Source organism: Clostridium sp. AF32-7AC (assembly GCF_003477925.1).
GTDB classification, from domain to species: Bacteria; Bacillota; Clostridia; order Lachnospirales; family Lachnospiraceae; genus Otoolea; species Otoolea fessa.
Genome location: NZ_QUEG01000001.1, coordinates 758,730 through 777,544, shown reverse-complemented (window position 1 = coordinate 777,544; position 18,815 = coordinate 758,730). Strand labels below are relative to the sequence as shown.

At 49.9% G+C, this 18,815-nt stretch carries 13 protein-coding genes; 2 read left to right on the top strand and 11 right to left on the bottom strand.

The annotated features are described in order from the left end of the window. Nucleotides 1-160 precede the first annotated feature (160 nt). From DWZ45_RS03505 to DWZ45_RS03485, 5 genes are all read right to left on the bottom strand, one after another. Nucleotides 161-1,354: an ABC transporter substrate-binding protein gene (locus DWZ45_RS03505; protein ID WP_118467631.1), complete on the bottom strand. Its 1,194-nt coding sequence runs from the start codon at nt 1,352-1,354 to the stop codon at nt 161-163. Nucleotides 1,355-1,676: 322 nt separating this feature from the next. Then, a complete protein-coding gene (locus DWZ45_RS03500) occupies nt 1,677-2,687 on the bottom strand; it encodes an NAD(P)H-dependent glycerol-3-phosphate dehydrogenase (RefSeq protein WP_118467629.1) in 1,011 nt (336 codons plus the stop codon). 37 nt (nt 2,688-2,724) lie between these two features. Further along, nucleotides 2,725-3,357: a glycerol-3-phosphate 1-O-acyltransferase PlsY gene (gene plsY, locus DWZ45_RS03495; protein WP_022359710.1), complete on the bottom strand. Its 633-nt coding sequence runs from the start codon at nt 3,355-3,357 to the stop codon at nt 2,725-2,727. Continuing rightward, a complete protein-coding gene (der, locus tag DWZ45_RS03490) occupies nt 3,357-4,688 on the bottom strand; it encodes a ribosome biogenesis GTPase Der (protein WP_118467628.1) in 1,332 nt (443 codons plus the stop codon). Before der ends, plsY begins: the two co-directional genes overlap by 1 nt. 231 nt (nt 4,689-4,919) lie before the next feature. After that, the gene (locus DWZ45_RS03485; protein ID WP_118467626.1) at nt 4,920-6,374 is read right to left on the bottom strand and encodes a DUF512 domain-containing protein; all 1,455 of its coding nucleotides are present in this window, start codon (nt 6,372-6,374) and stop codon (nt 4,920-4,922) included. Between the two features lie 279 nt (nt 6,375-6,653). Between DWZ45_RS03485 and DWZ45_RS03480 the strand changes: the two genes are divergently transcribed. Next, nucleotides 6,654-7,841 (top strand): ribose-phosphate pyrophosphokinase, encoded by a 1,188-nt coding sequence (locus DWZ45_RS03480; protein ID WP_022359714.1) that lies wholly within the window; start codon nt 6,654-6,656, stop codon nt 7,839-7,841. Between the two features lie 136 nt (nt 7,842-7,977). Here the strand turns inward: DWZ45_RS03480 and recG are convergent, their stop codons facing one another. The 3 genes from recG to DWZ45_RS03465 form a co-directional block, all read right to left on the bottom strand. Further along, nucleotides 7,978-10,035 carry an ATP-dependent DNA helicase RecG gene (recG, locus tag DWZ45_RS03475; protein WP_118467624.1) on the bottom strand — a complete coding sequence of 686 codons (2,058 nt, stop codon included), beginning with the start codon at nt 10,033-10,035 and terminating at the stop codon, nt 7,978-7,980. A gap of 278 nt (nt 10,036-10,313) precedes the next feature. Further along, nucleotides 10,314-12,008: a DAK2 domain-containing protein gene (locus DWZ45_RS03470; protein ID WP_118467622.1), complete on the bottom strand. Its 1,695-nt coding sequence runs from the start codon at nt 12,006-12,008 to the stop codon at nt 10,314-10,316. Between the two features lie 15 nt (nt 12,009-12,023). Next, entirely contained in the window at nt 12,024-12,380 is a 357-nt protein-coding gene (locus tag DWZ45_RS03465) for an Asp23/Gls24 family envelope stress response protein (RefSeq protein ID WP_106999821.1), read from the bottom strand. 619 nt (nt 12,381-12,999) lie between these two features. On the opposite strand from DWZ45_RS03465, the gene rpmB reads away from it, so the two are divergent. Continuing rightward, nucleotides 13,000-13,185 (top strand): 50S ribosomal protein L28, encoded by a 186-nt coding sequence (gene rpmB / locus DWZ45_RS03460; protein ID WP_003504147.1) that lies wholly within the window; start codon nt 13,000-13,002, stop codon nt 13,183-13,185. Nucleotides 13,186-13,320: 135 nt separating this feature from the next. Here rpmB and DWZ45_RS03455 read toward each other — a convergent pair whose 3' ends face one another. The 3 genes from DWZ45_RS03455 to DWZ45_RS03445 form a co-directional block, all read right to left on the bottom strand. Next, the gene (locus DWZ45_RS03455) at nt 13,321-14,772 is read right to left on the bottom strand and encodes an AAA family ATPase (RefSeq protein WP_118467620.1); all 1,452 of its coding nucleotides are present in this window, start codon (nt 14,770-14,772) and stop codon (nt 13,321-13,323) included. 33 nt (nt 14,773-14,805) lie between these two features. Next, nucleotides 14,806-17,985, bottom strand: coding sequence for an ATP-binding protein (locus tag DWZ45_RS03450; RefSeq protein WP_243023444.1), 3,180 nt, complete (start codon nt 17,983-17,985; stop codon nt 14,806-14,808). A 188-nt stretch (nt 17,986-18,173) separates the two neighbouring features. Next, entirely contained in the window at nt 18,174-18,734 is a 561-nt protein-coding gene (locus DWZ45_RS03445) for a DNA-3-methyladenine glycosylase I (RefSeq protein WP_118467617.1), read from the bottom strand. Nucleotides 18,735-18,815 lie beyond the last annotated feature (81 nt).

Sequence of the window (18,815 nt, the reverse complement as noted above, 5' to 3'; positions counted from 1 at the left end):
CCCAGTCGTCGTCGCAGGCAAGCATGTGCAGTGAACCGTTTTAAAAAGAAAGCTGTTACTAAATGCCCGGCAGCCATCTGTGCCGCCGGACATCCAGTAACAGTCCCATCAGAGCTACATACATATAGCCGCAACGGTTCTGAAGTTTTTAAATTTTTAATTACTGCATCATCTCATATTTGCCGTCTTTGATCTCTACAGCTTTCGGCGCTTTCTGCGGCTCGCCTTCTGCCGTCCAGTGCATCTCTGTACCGGTCAGACCATCGATCTGGATCTCAGTCATAGCTGTTTTCAGTGCATCGCAGATATCGGAAGTGCTCATATCCGGTGTGATCTCTGCCTTCTCTGCAGCTGCCTTAATTGCATATACGCCGTCGTAAGCATCTGCTGCGAACTGAAGCGGGTCGATGCCGTAAGCATCACGATAAGCAGTTACGAAGTCCTGGCTGGACTCCTCGTCTACGGAGAACGGAGTCAGAAGCATCAGACCTTCTGCTAAGGACTTATCAAAGCCATCAACGCTCAGGATACCGTCCATACCATCACAGCCGAAGAACTGCGGGTGGAAATCTTTATCGTTTGCCTGTTTCAGGATAACAGATGCCTCCTGATAGTAGATCGGCAGGAATACCAGATCAGCGCCGGACTCTTTTGCTTTATCAAGCTGTACGGAGAAATCGGTATTGTTATCAGATGTAAATGCCTCACTGGCTACTACCTCCAGACCCTGATTCGGAGCCTCTGCTACGAAGGACTCGCGGATACCATCGGAGTATTCGCTGGAGCTGTCGTAGATGATAGCGATCTTAGTTGCCAGTTTGTGCTCGCCGATGTACTGAGCGGATGCACGTCCCTGATCCGGGTCAGAATAGCATACGCGGAATGCGTTGTCGCCGGAAATACTCTCAACAGCAGATCCGGACGGAGTCAGCTGGAACAGGTTATCTGCTGTTGTCTCTGCTACAACTGCGATACACGGCTTGGAAGTAACGGTGCCAAGAAGCATCTGCATGTTCCAGTCTTTTAAGGTATTATATGCGTTGATCGCCTTCTCCGGATCATTCTCATCATCCTGGAAGTTGAACGCTACCTGGTAACCATTGATACCGCCAGCCTCGTTGATCTCATTGATTGCCAGCTCAGTACCATTCTTTACAGCCTCGCCGTAAGCGCCAGCCGCACCGGTGATCGGTCCGATGCCGCCGATTTTAAATACTTCGCCGTCAGCTCCCTCTGCGCCCTGTGCGTCTTCTGCTGCTGATTCAGAAGTGCTCGCATTTCCAGAGCCACCGCAAGCGGTCATAGACATCGCCATCATGGCTGCAAGTCCAAGACTAACTACTCTTTTTTTCATAATATTCTCCTCCAATTCTATGCTGCAATGGAATACAACAACTATTTGAATGAGGCAATTATAAATTTTACCCCTCTAATTGTCAATACAAAAACCACTTAAAAAAGAGGGAATTTAGCGGATTTTCGTTTTTTTTCGCTAAATTCTCTCTTTTCCAGATCTCGTAGTTATATTAAGTATTCTTACAGGTTATAGCAAACACTTTTATAAGCTTTTGTCCACCTGACGTGGACACCTGCATTTTCCAGAAAAACATAGTAGATCTCATTGCTATTTTCCCGAATTTAATCACTCAAATTCAGAAAAACGGCTACCGCCTGAATTATCCTTCCCACGGAAGATCGCTCGATTCGATCCGCGGATCGCGCATCATCAGATCCGCCAGCGCCTCTTTCGGAGATTTTCCGTCAAACAGCACCTGATTGACCTGGGAAACGATCGGCATATCGCAGCCGTATTTCTGCGCCAGCAGAAGACCGGCTTTCGCAGAATAAACGCCCTCGACAACCATCTGCACTTCCTTCATCGCCTCATCCATCGTATATCCCTTTCCAATCAGGATCCCCGCCCGGCGGTTGCGGCTGTGCATGCTCGCACAGGTTACGATCAAATCACCGATGCCGGATAATCCGTAGAAGGTCTGCTGTTTTCCGCCCATTGCAATACCCAGACGGGCAATCTCCGCAATTCCGCGGGTGATCAGCGCCGCCTTTGTGTTATCGCCGCATCCCAACCCATCCGCGGTACCGGCTGCCAGCGCAATGACATTTTTAAGAGCCGCGCCAATTTCCACGCCCAGCATATCCGGGCTGGTGTAAACACGGAACACCGGGCTCATAAACACACTCTGCATGAACTCGGCAGTCTTTTTGCGGTGCGCCGCTGCCACACAGGTGGTCGGCAATCCCCGGCTCACCTCCTCGGCATGGCTCGGTCCGGAAAGGACGGCTACCTCCGCCAGCGGAAGTTCCTCCTCGATGACCTGTGACATCGTCATAAGACTCTGCTCCTCGATTCCTTTCGCTACATCCACAACAATCTGACCGTAACGCAGGTATTCCTTCATCTTCGCCGCCGTACTGCGGACATAGACGGACGGAACCGCCATAATCAGCATATCCTTCTCCGCCATCGCGGTGCGCAGATCCGCTGTCATCTGGATCTGATCCGGAAGTACAACCTCCGGCAGATTTTTGTGCCGTCTGGTGCGGCTCATTTCCTGGATCTCTGTATCAAATGCGGACCAGATTGTCACATCGTGTCCATTATTGTTCAGAAGCACCGCCAGGGCTGTGCCCCAGGTTCCGGCTCCGATAATTCCTACTGCTGCCATCCTGATACCTCCCGACCTGCTTTTCTCTCTTCTTCTCTCATGATTTCTTCGCGCCCAGTTTATTTTCTGTGCCGGACAACAGACGCCCAATATTGCTCCGATGGCGCCAGATCGCCATGCACATCAGAATCGCGCCCAGTGCATAGAACTGGATGCGGTTCGGCGTGCTTACCCGGTAGGAACCCATGCTCTCAAAGATCACAAGCTCTGCAAAAAAGGTGATCGACACAAGAATCGAACCAAGCGATACATAGCGGGTCAGGAACACCGTCACGGAGAAAATCACGAAACAGGTCAGCGTAATCCGCAGATCCATCGCTGTCATGATGCCCGCCATGCAGGCAATTCCCTTGCCGCCCTTGAATTTCAGGTAAAACGGGAAATTGTGACCGAGTGTGACTCCCAGACCCGCATACAACGCAAGAAGATCCACGTCCGCATTTCCCTTAAACAGCAGACGGCAGACTGCCATTGCAAACACCGCCTTGAAAAAGTCCCCTAAAAATACGATCGCGCCCGCTTTCTTTCCCATCACACGCAGGACGTTCGTAGAACCGGCATTTCCGCTGCCGTACTGGCGGATATCCATATGATTCGCCTTTCCATACAGATAGCCGGACTGGATCAGACCAAAGATATAGCCAATCACAATACAGATGAGACGTTCCATTATTGATCCTTCCCCTTTCTCTCGCGGATCAGGAATTTTAAGGAAGTTCCCTTGAATCCGAATGCGTCACGGATCTTGTTCTCGAGATACCGTGTATATGAGAAATGCATCAGTTCCTTATCATTGACAAACACAACGAATGTCGGCGGTTTGACCGCTACCTGTGTCATATAGTAGAGCTTTAAACGCTTGCCCTTGTCAGACGGCGGCTGCTGCAGTGCCACTGCCTCTGCCAGGATCTCATTGAGAACGCCGGTTGCAATACGCAGTGTCTGATTTTCGCGCACCATGTCGATCATCTCAAACAGCTTATTCATACGCTGTCCGGTCAGTGCGGATACGAACACGAACTCCGCATACGGAATAAAGGACAGAACGGTCTTAATCTTATTGGTGTACTCATAAATAGTCTTATCGGTCTTATCGATCGCATCCCATTTATTTACCACGATGATAATACCTTTTCCACGCTCATGGGCGATACCGGCAATCTTTGCATCCTGCTCGGTTACTCCCTCTTTCGCGTCGATGACCATCAGAACCACATCCGCTCTCTCAACCGCCGTTACGGTACGGATGATGCTGTAGCGCTCCAGCTCCTCCTTGATCTTGCTCTTGCGGCGCAGACCTGCCGTATCGATAAAGACATACTCGGCACCGTTGCGGACAATCTCTGTATCGACTGCATCGCGGGTCGTACCGGCGATATCCGATACGATGACGCGGTTCTCGCCCAGAAGCTTATTTATAATAGAAGATTTACCTACGTTTGGTTTTCCGACAATCGCCACTCTCGGACGGTCATCCTCTTCCTCGTCGCCGCTTCCCTCCGGGAAATGTGCCACGACTGCATCCAGCAGATCGCCCAATCCCAGACGAGAGGCTGCCGAGATCGCTACCGGATCACCGATACCGAGGTTGTAGAACTCATAGACGTCATTGCCAAATTTCGCCGGATTGTCTACTTTATTGACCGCCAGAACAACCGGTTTTCTCGATTTACGCAGCATATCCGCCACCTTGGAATCCGAATCGGTCATGCCCTGACGCACATCTACGATAAACAGGATCACATCCGCCGTCGCGATCGCGATCTCCGCCTGCTCACGCATCTGGGACAGGATAATATCCTTCGTATCCGGCTCGATACCGCCAGTATCGATCAGAGTAAAAGAATGGTCTAACCAGGTACAGTCCGCGTAAATACGGTCACGCGTTACACCTGGAGTATCTTTTACAATCGAAATCATATCGCCCGCAAGGACGTTGAAAAGGGTGGATTTTCCCACGTTTGGACGTCCAACGACCGCCACCACCGGTTTCTTTTTCATATTTATGCCTCCATTTATTTTCATGCTCCGCAACTGGTTTGTAAATCCACAACTGCTATTTTTATTGTCCAGTTACTTGTTTCATTCATTGTGATGCATTTCACATCCAGACGCTTTCTTTCTGTGTGTCCGAAAGCACGTTTTCCACTGTATTTCCAGCCATCACGTTTCTTTCTCATCCTCCAGATCTAAGTCTTCCTCTTCAAAACAAACGACTTCGTCCGGGGCATCCTAATCCAGGTCTTCCGGCTCATATGCGTACACCTGTACGCCATCCAGATCTTCTTCCTGCCAGTTATCATCCATCTGAGCGGCAAATTCCTCCGGATCCGGCTCATACTCGCCATGCCTGGAGCTTTCCTCCTTCACAGGAGCCAGAATTGCTTCCACAAAATCACGTCCGCTTGATTTTACAATATCCACCGGAACTTGTAAAGCATTTTGTACATCCGTGCGGGTCAGATCATCCAGAAATGTCTCCTCGCCACTTCGGAACATGGCGCTTGGAAGCAGCAGGCGGCTGCCAAGCGGCTGTTCCTTTAACTGTGCAATCAGATCCTTTGCCGTGATCAGCCCCGCCACCGTGATCCGCTCACCAAAGAAGTCATTGCGGATCGCATATACATGTACCTTTTTCCCCGGGAACTGGCGGCACACGCGCTCTACATACTGCTCAATATACGGGGCAGCCAGCCGTCCCGTTGCAATCGAAATCTCCTCCGGACACACCTCGCCAGCCTCGCCCGGATGCAGCTGCTCCAGAGCCTCGGCTATCTCCTCCTCCATCAGGCGAATCATGCCGACCCCATTTTCCAGCTGGATATAGCCATCATAGCGATCCGCTTCCGGAAGCGGGCGCCCGGCGCCCATGTAAAACTCATCGCTGGCGTGAATGAAGTGAATACCGTGTTCCGCATAGATCTTCTTCTGCCATTTCTCTATCAAATCAATGGTATCGCCCAACTGCTCCGGTGTAAACGGCTCAAGCGGATACAGACCATCGCGGTACTTCGAGAGACCGACCGGCACGACCGAAACACTCTGCATCGCCGGAATGTATTTCGTCAGATCACGGATCGAACGGTCTAACTCCGCCCCGTCATTGACGCCCCGGCATAAAACGATCTGACCATTCATCGGGATATCCGCCTCATACAGGCGGTCGATTTTCTGGAGTGCCTCACCGGCAAAACGGTTATGAAGCATCTTGCAGCGCAGCTCCGGATTTGTCGTCTGCACTGAAATATTGATCGGCGCCAGCTTAAACCGGATAATCCGCTCAATATCCTTATCCTTCATATTCGTCAGCGTGATATAGTTGCCCTGCAGGAACGAAAGTCTGGAATCATCGTCCTTAAAATACAGTGTCTCACGCATGCCTGGCGGCATCTGGTCGATGAAACAGAAGATGCACTTATTCCTGCAGGAACGATAATCGCTCATCAGACCATTTTCAAAGGTAATCCCCAGATCCTGATACTCATTTACGATATCCAGTTCCCACTCCTCGCCGTTCTTCTTGCGGACCAGCAGCGTGATCTCCTCGCTGTTTATCTTATATTCATAATCAAAAATATCCTCTATCTCATCTCCATCGATCGTCAAAAGGACGTCCCCCGGCTCCAGCTCCATTTCCTCCGCAATCGAGCCCGGATCGACCGATTTTATCAGATGACCTTTTTTCATTTATAAAATCCTCATTTCAAATATTTTTAAACCCTAAGAATCCAGTATTATATTAACAGTAATCAGCTTTTTTGTAAAGTTGTGCTTCCGATTCGCAGATGTGGATTTTTGGGGAAGCACGCCAAATATTTGATTTTTTTTGTAATTTTCTCATTTGCTATTGACGTTTCTTATCATAAAATGGTATAAAGTAGTTGTATTATGTCCTGCAAATGGCAGACAAACTTGTACGCTCTGCCCGCATGCATCGAAGGACCTACACTGTTTGGAGGTATAATCATGTCGAATGACTACGTGTTTAATGACACGCTTCCGGTTGCGCCGCTTAAAATTGCCGCACTGGAGAGCTGCCGGGATCTGGCTGAGAAAGTCAACTCCCACATTATCAATTTCCGCCGCAACGATATTGAAGTCCTGAAAAAACGTCAGGAAAATTTACAGTACCGCGGCTATGATGCTGATTCCTACATGCTTGACTGCGCGTGCCCGCGTTTCGGAAGCGGTGAAGCAAAAGGCATCGTCAATGAGTCTGTCCGTGGTACCGATATTTACGCCATGGTCGATGTAACCAACTACAGCCTGACCTACAAAATGAGCGGATTTACCAATCATATGTCCCCGGACGACCATTATCAGGATTTAAAACGTATCATCGGCGCATCCATTGCTACCGCACATCGTGTCAATGTTATCATGCCGTTCTTATATGAAGGACGCCAGCACAAGCGCAGCGGTCGTGAATCCCTTGACTGCGCGATGATGCTCGAAGAACTGATTCAGATGGGCGTAAGCAACATCATTACCTTCGATGCACATGACCCGCGTGTACAGAACTCCATTCCGTTAAGCGGTTTTGATAATTTCATGCCGACCTACCAGTTTATCAAGGCATTACTGAACCATGACAAAACCTTAAAGATCGACAAGGACAACCTAATGGTTATCAGCCCGGACGAGGGCGCTATGTCCCGCGCCGTATATCTGGCAAACAACCTGGGTGTTGACATGGGTATGTTCTACAAACGCCGCGATTACTCCCGTGTTGTCAATGGACGTAACCCGATCGTTGCCCATGAGTTCTTAGGTTCTTCCGTTGAAGGAAAGACCGTTCTCATCATCGATGACATGATCTCCTCCGGCGAGAGCATGCTGGACACCTGCCGCGCCCTCAAAGAGCGCAAGGCAAAACGCGTCGTTGTATGCGCTACCTTCGGTCTGTTCACCAACGGACTTGAGAAATTCGACGAATTTTTCGCAAAAGGTTACCTCGACTGCGTCGTAACCACCAACTTAAACTACCACACGCCGGAACTTCTTAAACGTGACTGGTATGTAGAAGCTGATATGAGCAAGTTTATCGCTGCAATCATCAACTCCCTGAACCATAACGTATCTCTGGAGAACGCACTGACACCGACGGCGAAGATCCAGAAGCTGATTAAGCGGTATAACGAGGGACAGATGTAATGAGAATTGACGGCTGATAAACGGCTGGAAATTTCAAAAAACTCCTGCATACACAGATGAATGTTCATTCTGTGTATGCAGGAGCTTTTTCTAATTAATCTACTCAAACCGCGATTTGCAATTCAATCCATCCCCATCACAAATTCACCTTCTCCCATCCTCTCTCTAAATACCCATTCATCTTCCGTTTCAGCTCCTGATTCTCCTCCGCCTCCAACAGCGGATCTTTATCCATTAATCTCTTCACTTCATCCGAAACTGCCTTCAATATATCTGCATCTGCAAATATATCTGCTAAATGGAATTCGAGATCACCGCTCTGGCGGACGCCAAATAGGTCGCCGGGACCGCGCAGTTTTAAGTCTTCGGAGGCGATGTAGAAGCCGTCATTTGACTTATTGAGAATATCCAGCCGCTTTCCGGCGTCTTCCTCGCCGGAGGCGTTGACCATGATGCAGTAGGACTGATCTTTTCCTCGACCGACACGGCCGCGGAGCTGATGGAGCTGCGCCAGACCGAAACGCTCGGCATTTTCGATCATCATAACGGTAGCATTCGGGACATTGATTCCGACCTCGATGACCGTGGTGGATACCAGCACATGAATCTCATTTGCCGCAAATGCTTCCATGATCGCATTTTTTTCTTTTCCCTTCATCTTTCCGTGCAGATATTCCACCCGGATCGACGGGGACAGGGCGCGGCGCAGCTCTTCGGTATAATCGATGACGTTCTCTGCCTCCAGCATCTCGCTCGGCTCGACCATCGGGCAGATGACGTATGCCTGACGGCCGGCGCGGACTTCATTTTCGATGAAACGGTAGGCATTCGGGCGAAATTCACGGTTCACGACACAGTTCTTGATCGGCTGCCGGTTTGCCGGAAGTTCATCGATGATGGAAATATCAAGATCCCCATATAAAATAATCGCCAGCGTCCGCGGGATCGGCGTCGCACTCATGACAAGCACATGCGGCTCGCCGCCTTTTTTGCTCAGCATTTCCCGCTGCGCCACTCCAAAACGGTGCTGTTCATCCGTGATTACCAATGCCAGATTGTCGTACACCACTTTTTCCTGAATCAGCGCGTGGGTTCCAATCACGATATCTGCCTCATGATTTTCAATCGACTCTCTGGCAAGCCGTTTTTCCTTTGCTGTCATCGAACCGGTCAGAAGCACCGGACGATATGTGATTCCCAGCGACGCAAACAATTCGGTCATCGACTCGTAATGCTGGCGCGCCAGTACCTCCGTCGGCACCATCAGCGCCCCCTGATATCCATTTGCCGCCGCCTGCAGCAACGCCAGAATCGCCACAATCGTCTTACCCGAACCAACGTCGCCCTGAATCAATCGGGTCATGATATGCCCGCCGGACAAATCGGCGTACACCTCCCGGATTACCTTTTTCTGTGCCCCGGTCAGAGCATATGGGAGGCACTCTTCCACCGACGCCATTTCCCCAGAAAACGTAAATGGATATGCGCTCTTTTTATCTTCTTTTTTGTCTTTGAGCAGGCGCACTGACATTAGGAACATGAAAAATTCATCAAACACAAGACGTTTCCGGGAAAACATCAGTTCTTCCCGGTTTGCCGGAAAATGGATGTGCTCCAGCGCATAGTTGATTTCCGCCAATCCGTACTTTTCCCGCAGACCAGCCGGCAGATATTCCCGTTCCATCTGGCGCATCGTGAGGGCTTCCGTGACTGCCTTTGCGATCGTCTTATTGCCAAGTCCCTTCGTCTGTCCGTAAACCGGCTGCATAGACGACACGACTTTCGCATACTGTTCCGGGCGGTAGATCTCTGGCTGCTCCATCGTAAGTCTTCCCCGTTTTTTTACCACACGGCCACGGAAAATAAAGCGTTCCCCCGCCTTGAGCGTCCCGCGCAGATAGGGCATATTGTACCATGCCAGCGCCAGTGTGCCTCCGCTGTCCCGCAATCCAGCCGTCGTAACCTGCAGGCGCGTTCCATACCGCACCACATCCGCCGTTTTTGCCAGGATTCCGCCGACTGCCGCGATCGTATCCTCCTTCAGTTCCGAGATCGGCTGAGGTTCCTTAAACTCATCATAAGCACGCGGATAATAATGGAGCAGTTCTTCCACCGTTTCCACGCCTATTTTTTGAAATAACTTTGCCGTCTTTTCACCGATGCCCTTGACAGCGGTTATATTCTGCTGTTCCATTTATCTCCTCCTGCTTTTCAGAATATTCTCCGGAAAATCAGCCACGCGGACAGTTACCGGACAAAAAATCCGGGAATACATTGGAATGAAAGAGAGGCAGGACGCAGGGATCTCTCCCCTGACCTGCCTCATTTCATACTTATGAATTATTTTGTTTTATACGTCAAATGTTTTATCTGCGCCATCACATAGAAAATTCATTTTCTCGTTATCTGCATTTTCTCAGCCAATCGTGCAGATTCATTTAACGCATTTCAATCACTTTAAACGACCTAAATCTACTCTACCGAAATCATATAATAGTAAATCGGCTGCCCGCCATTCTGGCATTCAAATTCGCAGGATGTAAATTCTTTGCGGGCTTTCTCACAGAATGCCTCTGCGTCCTCTTCCGTGACATCCTCACCATAATAGATCGTCACAAGCTCAGACTCATCATCTACCATCTTACGAAGTGACTCCATCGCGGTCTCCTCGATATTCTTGCCAACTGCCAGCATGCCGCTGTCGCCGATCCCCATGATATCGCCCTCTGCGATCTCCATACCATCGATCGATGTATTGCGGACTGCGTAGGTAATCTGACCGGTCTTAACGTGGCTCATCTCCTCGGTCATCTGTTCCATATTTTCTTCCGCCGTCAGATCCGGAGCAAAATTAATCAGCGCCGTGATACCCTGCGGAACCGTCTTGGACGGAACTACATATACCTTGGTATCTTCTGACAGGCTCTTTGCCTGCTCTGCCGCCAGAATAATATTTTTATTGTTCGGCAGAATGTAAACTGTCTCGGCATGGACTTTTTCGATTGCTTCCAGCATATCCTCCGTACTCGGATTCATCGTTTGTCCGCCCTCGATGATATAGTCAGCGCCGATGCCCTTGAAAATCTCAAAAAGACCTTCTCCGACCGATACGGCGATAAATCCATATTTCTTGCGTGGTTCTTCCTTCTTCTCTTTGGCTTCTTCTTCTGCCTTCTGCTGTGCCGCCAGACGTTCGGAATCTTTGATCAGTTTCTCCTGATGCTCCTCGCGCATATTGTCAATCTTGATGCGGGACAGAGAACCGTAGGTCAACGCTTTCTGAATCGCCAGACCTGGATCGTTTGTATGAACGTGAATCTTGACAATATCATCATCTGCCACAACTACCAGGGAGTCGCCGATCGTACTCAGATAATCTTTCAGCTCCTGCTCTGTCGTCTCATCCGCCGGTTTTTCTGCATTGATAATAAATTCCGTACAATAACCAAAACGGATATCCGCTGCCTGCGTGCTTCCGGCGCCTGTTGCTGTTTTTGCCGCTCCATTTCCCGATACAGACGGAGTAACTGCCGCGTCGATATCCACGACTTTTCCTTTTAAGCCCTCAATACAGCCCTTGATAACCTGAATCAGACCCTGTCCGCCAGAATCCACTACACCTGCCTCTTTCAGAACCGGAAGCATCTCCGGTGTCTGGCTTAAAACATATTCGCCGTACTCCAATACTTTCTCTGAAAATTCAAGTACGTCCTCGGTCTGCGGTGCCAGTTCTGCCGCTTTATCCGCCATTCCCTTGGCAACAGTCAGAATCGTACCTTCCTTCGGCTTCATAACTGCCTTATAAGCTGTCTCCGTCGCACGGTTAAATGCGTCTGAGAGAACACTCGTCGTAATGACATCTACCGTCTTAATCTCTTTCGTAAATCCGCGGAAGAGCTGTGAAAGGATAACGCCGGAATTGCCTCGTGCGCCACGCAGGGAACCGGAGGAAATCGCCCTCGCCAGCGCCTCCATCGTCGGATTTTCAACGGCTGCCACTTCTCTGGCGGCTGACAGAATCGTCATCGTCATGTTCGTACCGGTATCTCCATCTGGAACAGGAAATACGTTCAGCTCATTGATCCATTCCTTGTTGGCCTCCAGGCCCTTTGCTCCAGCCAGAAATGCATTCTTTAACATCCCGGCATCTATATAATTCATGCCCACAGGGTTTGTTCCTCCTTAATCTATCACTCTTACGCCTTCAACATAAATGCTGATTTTCTCAACCTTCATGCCAGTAAACTCTTCTACTTTATATTTTACACTCTCGATCAGGTTGTCCGCAACGGTAGAGATGCTGACCCCGTATGCCACGATTACGTGGAAATCGATGCTGAGTGCATTGTCCTTGATGGCTACGTTGATGCCGTGTGTCAGGCTTTCTTTTTTAAGCAGTCTTACCAGACCATCTTTCATACTGACAGCCGCCATGCCAACGATACCGAAGCATTCTACTGCTGTCGTTCCGGCGTACATTGCAATTACTTCCGGATCGATCTGGATCGAACCCATTTTATTGTCGATGCGTCCTTTCATATTGACAGCCTCCGTTTCTTTACTTGTTTTTGTTTGATTCGAATTTTATGCCATGATTTTTTACGGGCTGGACATGCGGAGCCGGGGCGGCTCCTGTGTCGGCGCGTGGGATGGATACTTCACGGGCTGGACATGCGGAGCCGGGGCGGCTCCTGTGTCGACGCGTGGGATGAGTACTTCACGGGCTGGACATGCGGAGCCGGGACGGCTCCTGTGTCGACGCGTGGGATGAGTACTTCACGGGCTGGACATGCGGAGCCGAGACGGCTCCTGTGTCGGCGCGTGGGATGAAATATATGCGTCTCTCTACCCCGTCATGCAGCTCGATTCCGCTTCGCTCCATCTCGCTCACGGGCTTCGCCCTATGGATAAAAATGTCTGAAATACGGCTTATGTGCAAGCACAACACCGTTTTTCAGCCTTTTTTATCCGCATGACTCATGGCTTACGCGTATATTATACACCACCCACGTTAAAAAGGAAATAGAAAATAGACATCTGTCGAAAACTTTTTTTATTTTTTTTGGTTTTTCACTTGCATATTTTCCTATTTTCTGCTATTATACCTTTGTTATGGATTTTAATAGGAAGTCCAATGATCGGTTAAGGAGGTGCTACGATGGCTAAGTGTGCAATCTGCGAGAAAGCTGCTCATTTTGGTAATGCAGTGAGTCATTCACATAGAAGATCTAACAAAATGTGGAAAGCTAACGTTAAGTCTGTTAAGGTTAAAACTAATGGCGGAGCTCAGAAGATGTATGTATGTACTTCTTGCTTAAGATCCGGTTTAGTTGAAAGAGCCTAAATCGAGTTTAACTGGCCTCAGGTGTCTGCCTGAGGCTTTTTTCTTGTCCTTAGCATAAAGAACGACAAAAATGTTGGAAATATGCTTTTTGAGCACATTCCAACATTTTATATAAAACCTTTCCTTCAAAACACCTTAAAACAAGTTCAACAGCGCTCCATACAGCTTCTCATTTCCCATCACCACCAGCGCCAGCTCTTCTTTTGCCTCGCTGAGCTGATAAAAAAGATGCCTCACATCGCGCTCCGTCGAGCGCAGATATCCCATTTCATCATAATAATAGCGCTCATCCAGCCGATGCACCATGCGATCGACTTCTCGCGTATGGCGAGATTGTATTTCTACGGCAGAATCGGATTGCTTTTCCGGTTTTTCCTGCCAATCGGATTCCTGGCACTCATATCCCTGACGGATGTAATCATTCAGCAAATTAGCTGCTTCTGACTCATCATTGGCATAAACCACCGCGACATGGGGATAGCGCCGCATTCCGCGTCCGTGCGGCAGGTGCATCATATTTTGTATAAAATAGGAAAGTTCTGCATTCGCACGGATCCGATTCGTCAGGTGGAATGTCTGGATTCCCGGCTGCTCCCCCAAGAGCTTTATTGCACCCAGCTCCAATTCTTCCGGCGAAATCATATCCTCACAGTTACTGGAAAAAATAACCGGACGCGTTTTGCCGATCTCCAGCAAAATTTCCAATGTATTGGGCGACAGAAGGTGTGCCTCATCTACTAAGATCGCGCTGTATGCTTCAAACCTGATTTCCGCTCCCGTTTGAACACTATCCTCCGCCAGGTACTCCACCCGCCGCAGCCGCTCATGCAGCACCTTCCACTCTTTTCCCGCTTCACCGCAGTGGATCATGCACACCCGCTGCCGCCCGGAGAGTTTCATCGCAATATCATATAAAAGCAGCGTTTTTCCCGTCCCCGGAAGCCCGGTAAACCAGAAATATCCCGTCCGGTCTGCCCGGATTTTCTTTAAAATCTGGCGTTCAATATCCCTCTGCTGGTATGTCAGGAAATATTCTTTCTTTAAGAACCGTCCCGGCTCTGTGAGCGGCGAAATCAGGTACAGCTCCGCCTGAAACAAGTCTTCGATATCGCCTGGATAATCAGCACTCTCCTGTTGCAAATCCCGGCAGAGCTGTTCCCAGTCCGCCTCCACAATGCGGTCATGATTCGTCAGACGCACCAGGCGGTTTTGGCTGCTAATATAAGTGTACGAACGAATCGGCTTTCCCAGCGCCGCCAGATAATACCGGTTTTGTATGAGCTGCTTGCGGATCGCCTCATCCGACACCTGTCCACTCTTTAATTCAAGGTTTAAAATCTGTTCTTCCTTGATCTGAAGCAGATCAAACTCTTTTCCCAGTCTCGGAATCTGAAAGGAATAGAAAAAACGCAGTGCGTACACCGCCTGTATATGTCTCTCCAACTCCGAAACCAGCGCTTTCATGCTGTCCAGCTCCCATTCCCGTATTTTCAGAAACACATCCCGCCCCGAAAGCTGTCGTTCCAGCTTTTGAAGGTATTCCGTATTCTGATTTCGGGTAATCGTGTAAATAGAGATTGCTTTCATACCACCTGCGTTCCTTTTCGCCCTTTCCAAACTTTATAGACCCCTCTTTTTGCCGCAGCACTCCATGAGCGCCGCTACCACCTTATCCATCTGCAGTGGTTTTGCCAGATGCACATTCATCCCAGCCGCCAGGCACTGCCTGGCATCCTCTTCAAAGGCATTTGCCGTCATGGCAAGAATCGGAATCTGCCTTGCATCCGCCCGCGGAATCGCCCGGATCGCGCGTGTCGCAGCCAGACCATCCATCACCGGCATCATCACATCCATGAGAATCGCATCGAACGTCCCCGGACGTGCCGCCTCAAAGCAGTCTAATGCCTTCTTCCCGTTCTCCACAATCGTGACATGGGCACCCGCATCGGTCAGAAGTGTCTCCGCGATGTCTGCATTCAACTCATTGTCCTCCGCCAAAAGCAGCTTCAAACCGTGAATATCTCCTGACGGCGCTGCTTCCTTAACCGGAAGCTCCTCCGGCGGCGGTGCAATCTCAAATGGAATTTCCACCACAAACGTCGTTCCAATGCCGACCTCACTCGTCACTTCGATGGTTCCGTGCATCTGTTCAATCAGCCCTTTGACGATCGTCATGCCAAGCCCAGTTCCCTGATAAACACTGCGCGCATCATTTTTCTCCTGTACAAACGGATCAAAGATGTGGTCCAGAAATTCCTGGCTCATGCCAACTCCCGTGTCCGAGATCGTCCACCTATAGACGCACCAGCCGTCCCGTACATCCTGCGCCTCCACCCTGGTACTGATTTTTCCGCCCGGACGATTGTATTTGATGCAGTTTCCATAAATATTCAGGAAAATCTGGCGCAGATGGAGCTGGCTGCCATAAATATACGGATACGGAATCTCCGCTTTTCTTTTATCATACTCCCATTGAATGCCCGCATCTACCGCGCGCTCGATGATGATGCTCACGATATCGTGCGTCATCTCTGCCAATGAAATATAATCATGTGCCAGAATGATCTTTCCTTCTTCCAGCTTGCTCATCTGCAGCACATCATTGATGAGGGACAGCAGATGCCCCGCCGCCACCTGCATTTTCCGGTGATTTTCCATCAGCATCTCCTTATCATCAAAATGTGCCTCATCGATTTTCAAAAGCCCGATAATGCCATTGAGCGGTGTCCGGATATCGTGACTCATGCGGCTTAAGAAATCTGTTTTAGCCCGGTTTGCCGTCCGCATTTCATCAAATGCCGCCTGCAGGCACGCGTGCTCCTGTTCATCCCGCGCGTGCATCTGCGACGTATCCTGCAGAAGAATGATCGCATGAACCACCGGCATCTCACAAGAAAGCTCCGTATCAAACACGATCGTCTGCGTCATCAGAACTGTTTTCTGTACCCAGCAGATCGTGCCATCTTCCTCCTGGATACAGTATTCCACGGAAATATGTTTCTCCCCTGCCTCAAACCGCTTCAACAGCTTAGCCGGATCATCTGCCAGACGATAGCTTCCCAAGGTCTCCTGGGTGACCATCTTCATATATTCACTGCAATAATCACGGTAAGAACACGGCAGCGGATAGTCCATAAATAACTCCCGGCATTCCTCGTCTTTTCCATTCAAGACAACACTCTTCTCCAGAATATCCTTTGTCAAATTAACTGTATATATCATATCCGACAGATCCAGGAGTGCATCCACATAGCTGTCATTTTCCAGAATCGACTGTTTGAGCTGTTCATAATAAAGCGTCAGCTGTTCCTTCGCATCTGCCCGCCCTTCTGAACTTTTCCGGATCGTCTCAAATGCCAGCAGGAAATGATGCAGCTTTCCTTCCTCATCCCAATCTACCGGGATCAGCGTCAGGCGGCTGTAGAGTCCCTGACCGTTGGTGTCATACTGCAATTCGAGTAGATCTCCCTCCGCCTGCAGCTTCCCGGAAAGCTCTGAAACCTGCAGACTCTGGCGGATGTTGGCGCGGTCAGCACGAGCCACCCGTTCCGCTGCTATCTGCTCCGCCGCACCGGAATAGCTTCCGTCTGACGCCAGAAAGAAATCAGCACTGGCACGGAGTGCCCGGTAGGTATCCATGTGCGCGTCGCAGTAGAGACAATCCGAAAAGTTTCTCCCGTACCGGTTTAAAAGCTTGAGCAGGTGGAAATCCAGCCGTTTTTCCGCTGCCGCTTCCTCGCGCTTTACATGGTTTTTGTTGATATACATATTTTTATCGGCAAAACTGAAAAGCTCCCGCATCGTGCTGCCCGGAAAATCACCGGCAAGTGCATACCCGACCGCATAGCTGAGCGGCATATCCGGATATCCCTTTGACTCCTCTGTCATCGCCTCCCGCACATGGGTGAGGCATTCCCGCATGGCCTCCTCATCCAGACCATGCGTAACGGCAATAAATTCATCGCCGCCGTCCCGCCCTACGAACTGTTCCGCAGGCATGGACGCGCGCAGGCAGACGGCGAACCGCCTGATGTAGGCATCCCCCGCCTCATGCCCCATGCTGTTGTTGATTCGGCGGAGATTATTCAGGTCAAAACTGCATACTCCCACATTCTCTGCCGCCGGTTCCGGATCATCCAGCAATTCTTCGCATTTATTCTTATTGGGAAGTCCGGTCGCCTTGTCCAAATACACCTTTTTCTGCAGCGCACGGTTCATCGCCGCAAAGCGCACCGCCTTGATAAATTCATATCCAATCAGAAGCATCAGAACAATAATATCAATCGTGATATATTTTTCAATTACCGTCAGCGAGGATGCCTTTCTCTGGGAATACGCCTCCGCCAGTCCCGTCGCCTCATCACAGATTTCAAAGAACCGCTCGCTCTTATCAATGATCTCTGTATTCTCATAGCCGACTTCTCGGACACGCAGGATTTCATAGTGAAGCGCGGCAAAGTACTCCTCCAACTCCTGCATCTTACTCTGAAACGCCCCGTCATCAAGGCGCACCAGCCCCAGTTCGCCATTGCCATTTCGCAGACCGTCGACGAAGGCCTCAATATCCTGAATCATACCATCCTCCGGCTGACCGGAAATTTCCAATTTAATGATACGCTGTGTCTTTCCGCGCACCAGTCCCGCATAATTGACCACACGCGCCGTTCCCTGAATACTGGAGACAATTCCCATCATCACGATAATCAGTGCCGCCAGCACAACCGCCAGCACGCCGATGCAGATCTGTATTATGTTTGAAGTCTTTTTCTTCTTACTCTTATTCGCATTCTCGGAATCCACCGCTCCGTCCTCCCGTAAAAAAGAATGTGCCTTGGCACATTCTCGCGCCAAGCGCGGTCGCTTGCGACATGTTTCTGCTTCGCGCGAGTGCGCATCCTCGCGGAGCGTTTTTTGTTTCATAGGACGTAATTTCCTATGAAGCAAAAAACCTGGCACGCCCGTTTCCCTGCACCTGCCATCTTGTTATTTTACATCTTATATCCCAGAAAGCATCCATCCTCATGCGACTCAATCCGCCCGACCGCCTGCAGATACGAATAAATAATCACCGTCCCGGCAAACTTCATCCCACGCTTTTTGAGATCTGCCGACACTGCATCTGAGAGCGGCGAGCTGACCTTGCCTGTCTCATGAATCACCGCTTCTCCCGTCCAGTGAGTCAGATACGCGTCAAAACTCCCATATTCATTCTGAATTTCCCGGAATATCCGTGCATTCGTGACAGCGGCATGAATTTTCAGCCGGTTATGTACAATTCCCGGGGCGGTCCGGAGTGCTTCCTCCTTCGCCTCGTCGTAACCGCACACCTTGTCCAGGTCAAATTCATCGAACGCGGCGCGGAACGCCTCCCGCTTATTGAGGATGCACTCCCACGAAAGCCCTGCCTGAAAGCATTCAAGGATCAGCATCTCAAAGAGCTTCGCATCATCCCGAACCAGCTTTCCCCACTCCTCGTCGTGATAACGGATATACAATTCATTCTTTGGATTCGCCCAGCAGCAGCGGTGTCTTCCATTGTGCCATTCCATACGTTTATCTCTCCCTGTTCGTCATTTGCTCTCACATTTTTTGCTTATTTATCCTTGTTTTTCATTCAAGAAAACATAAAT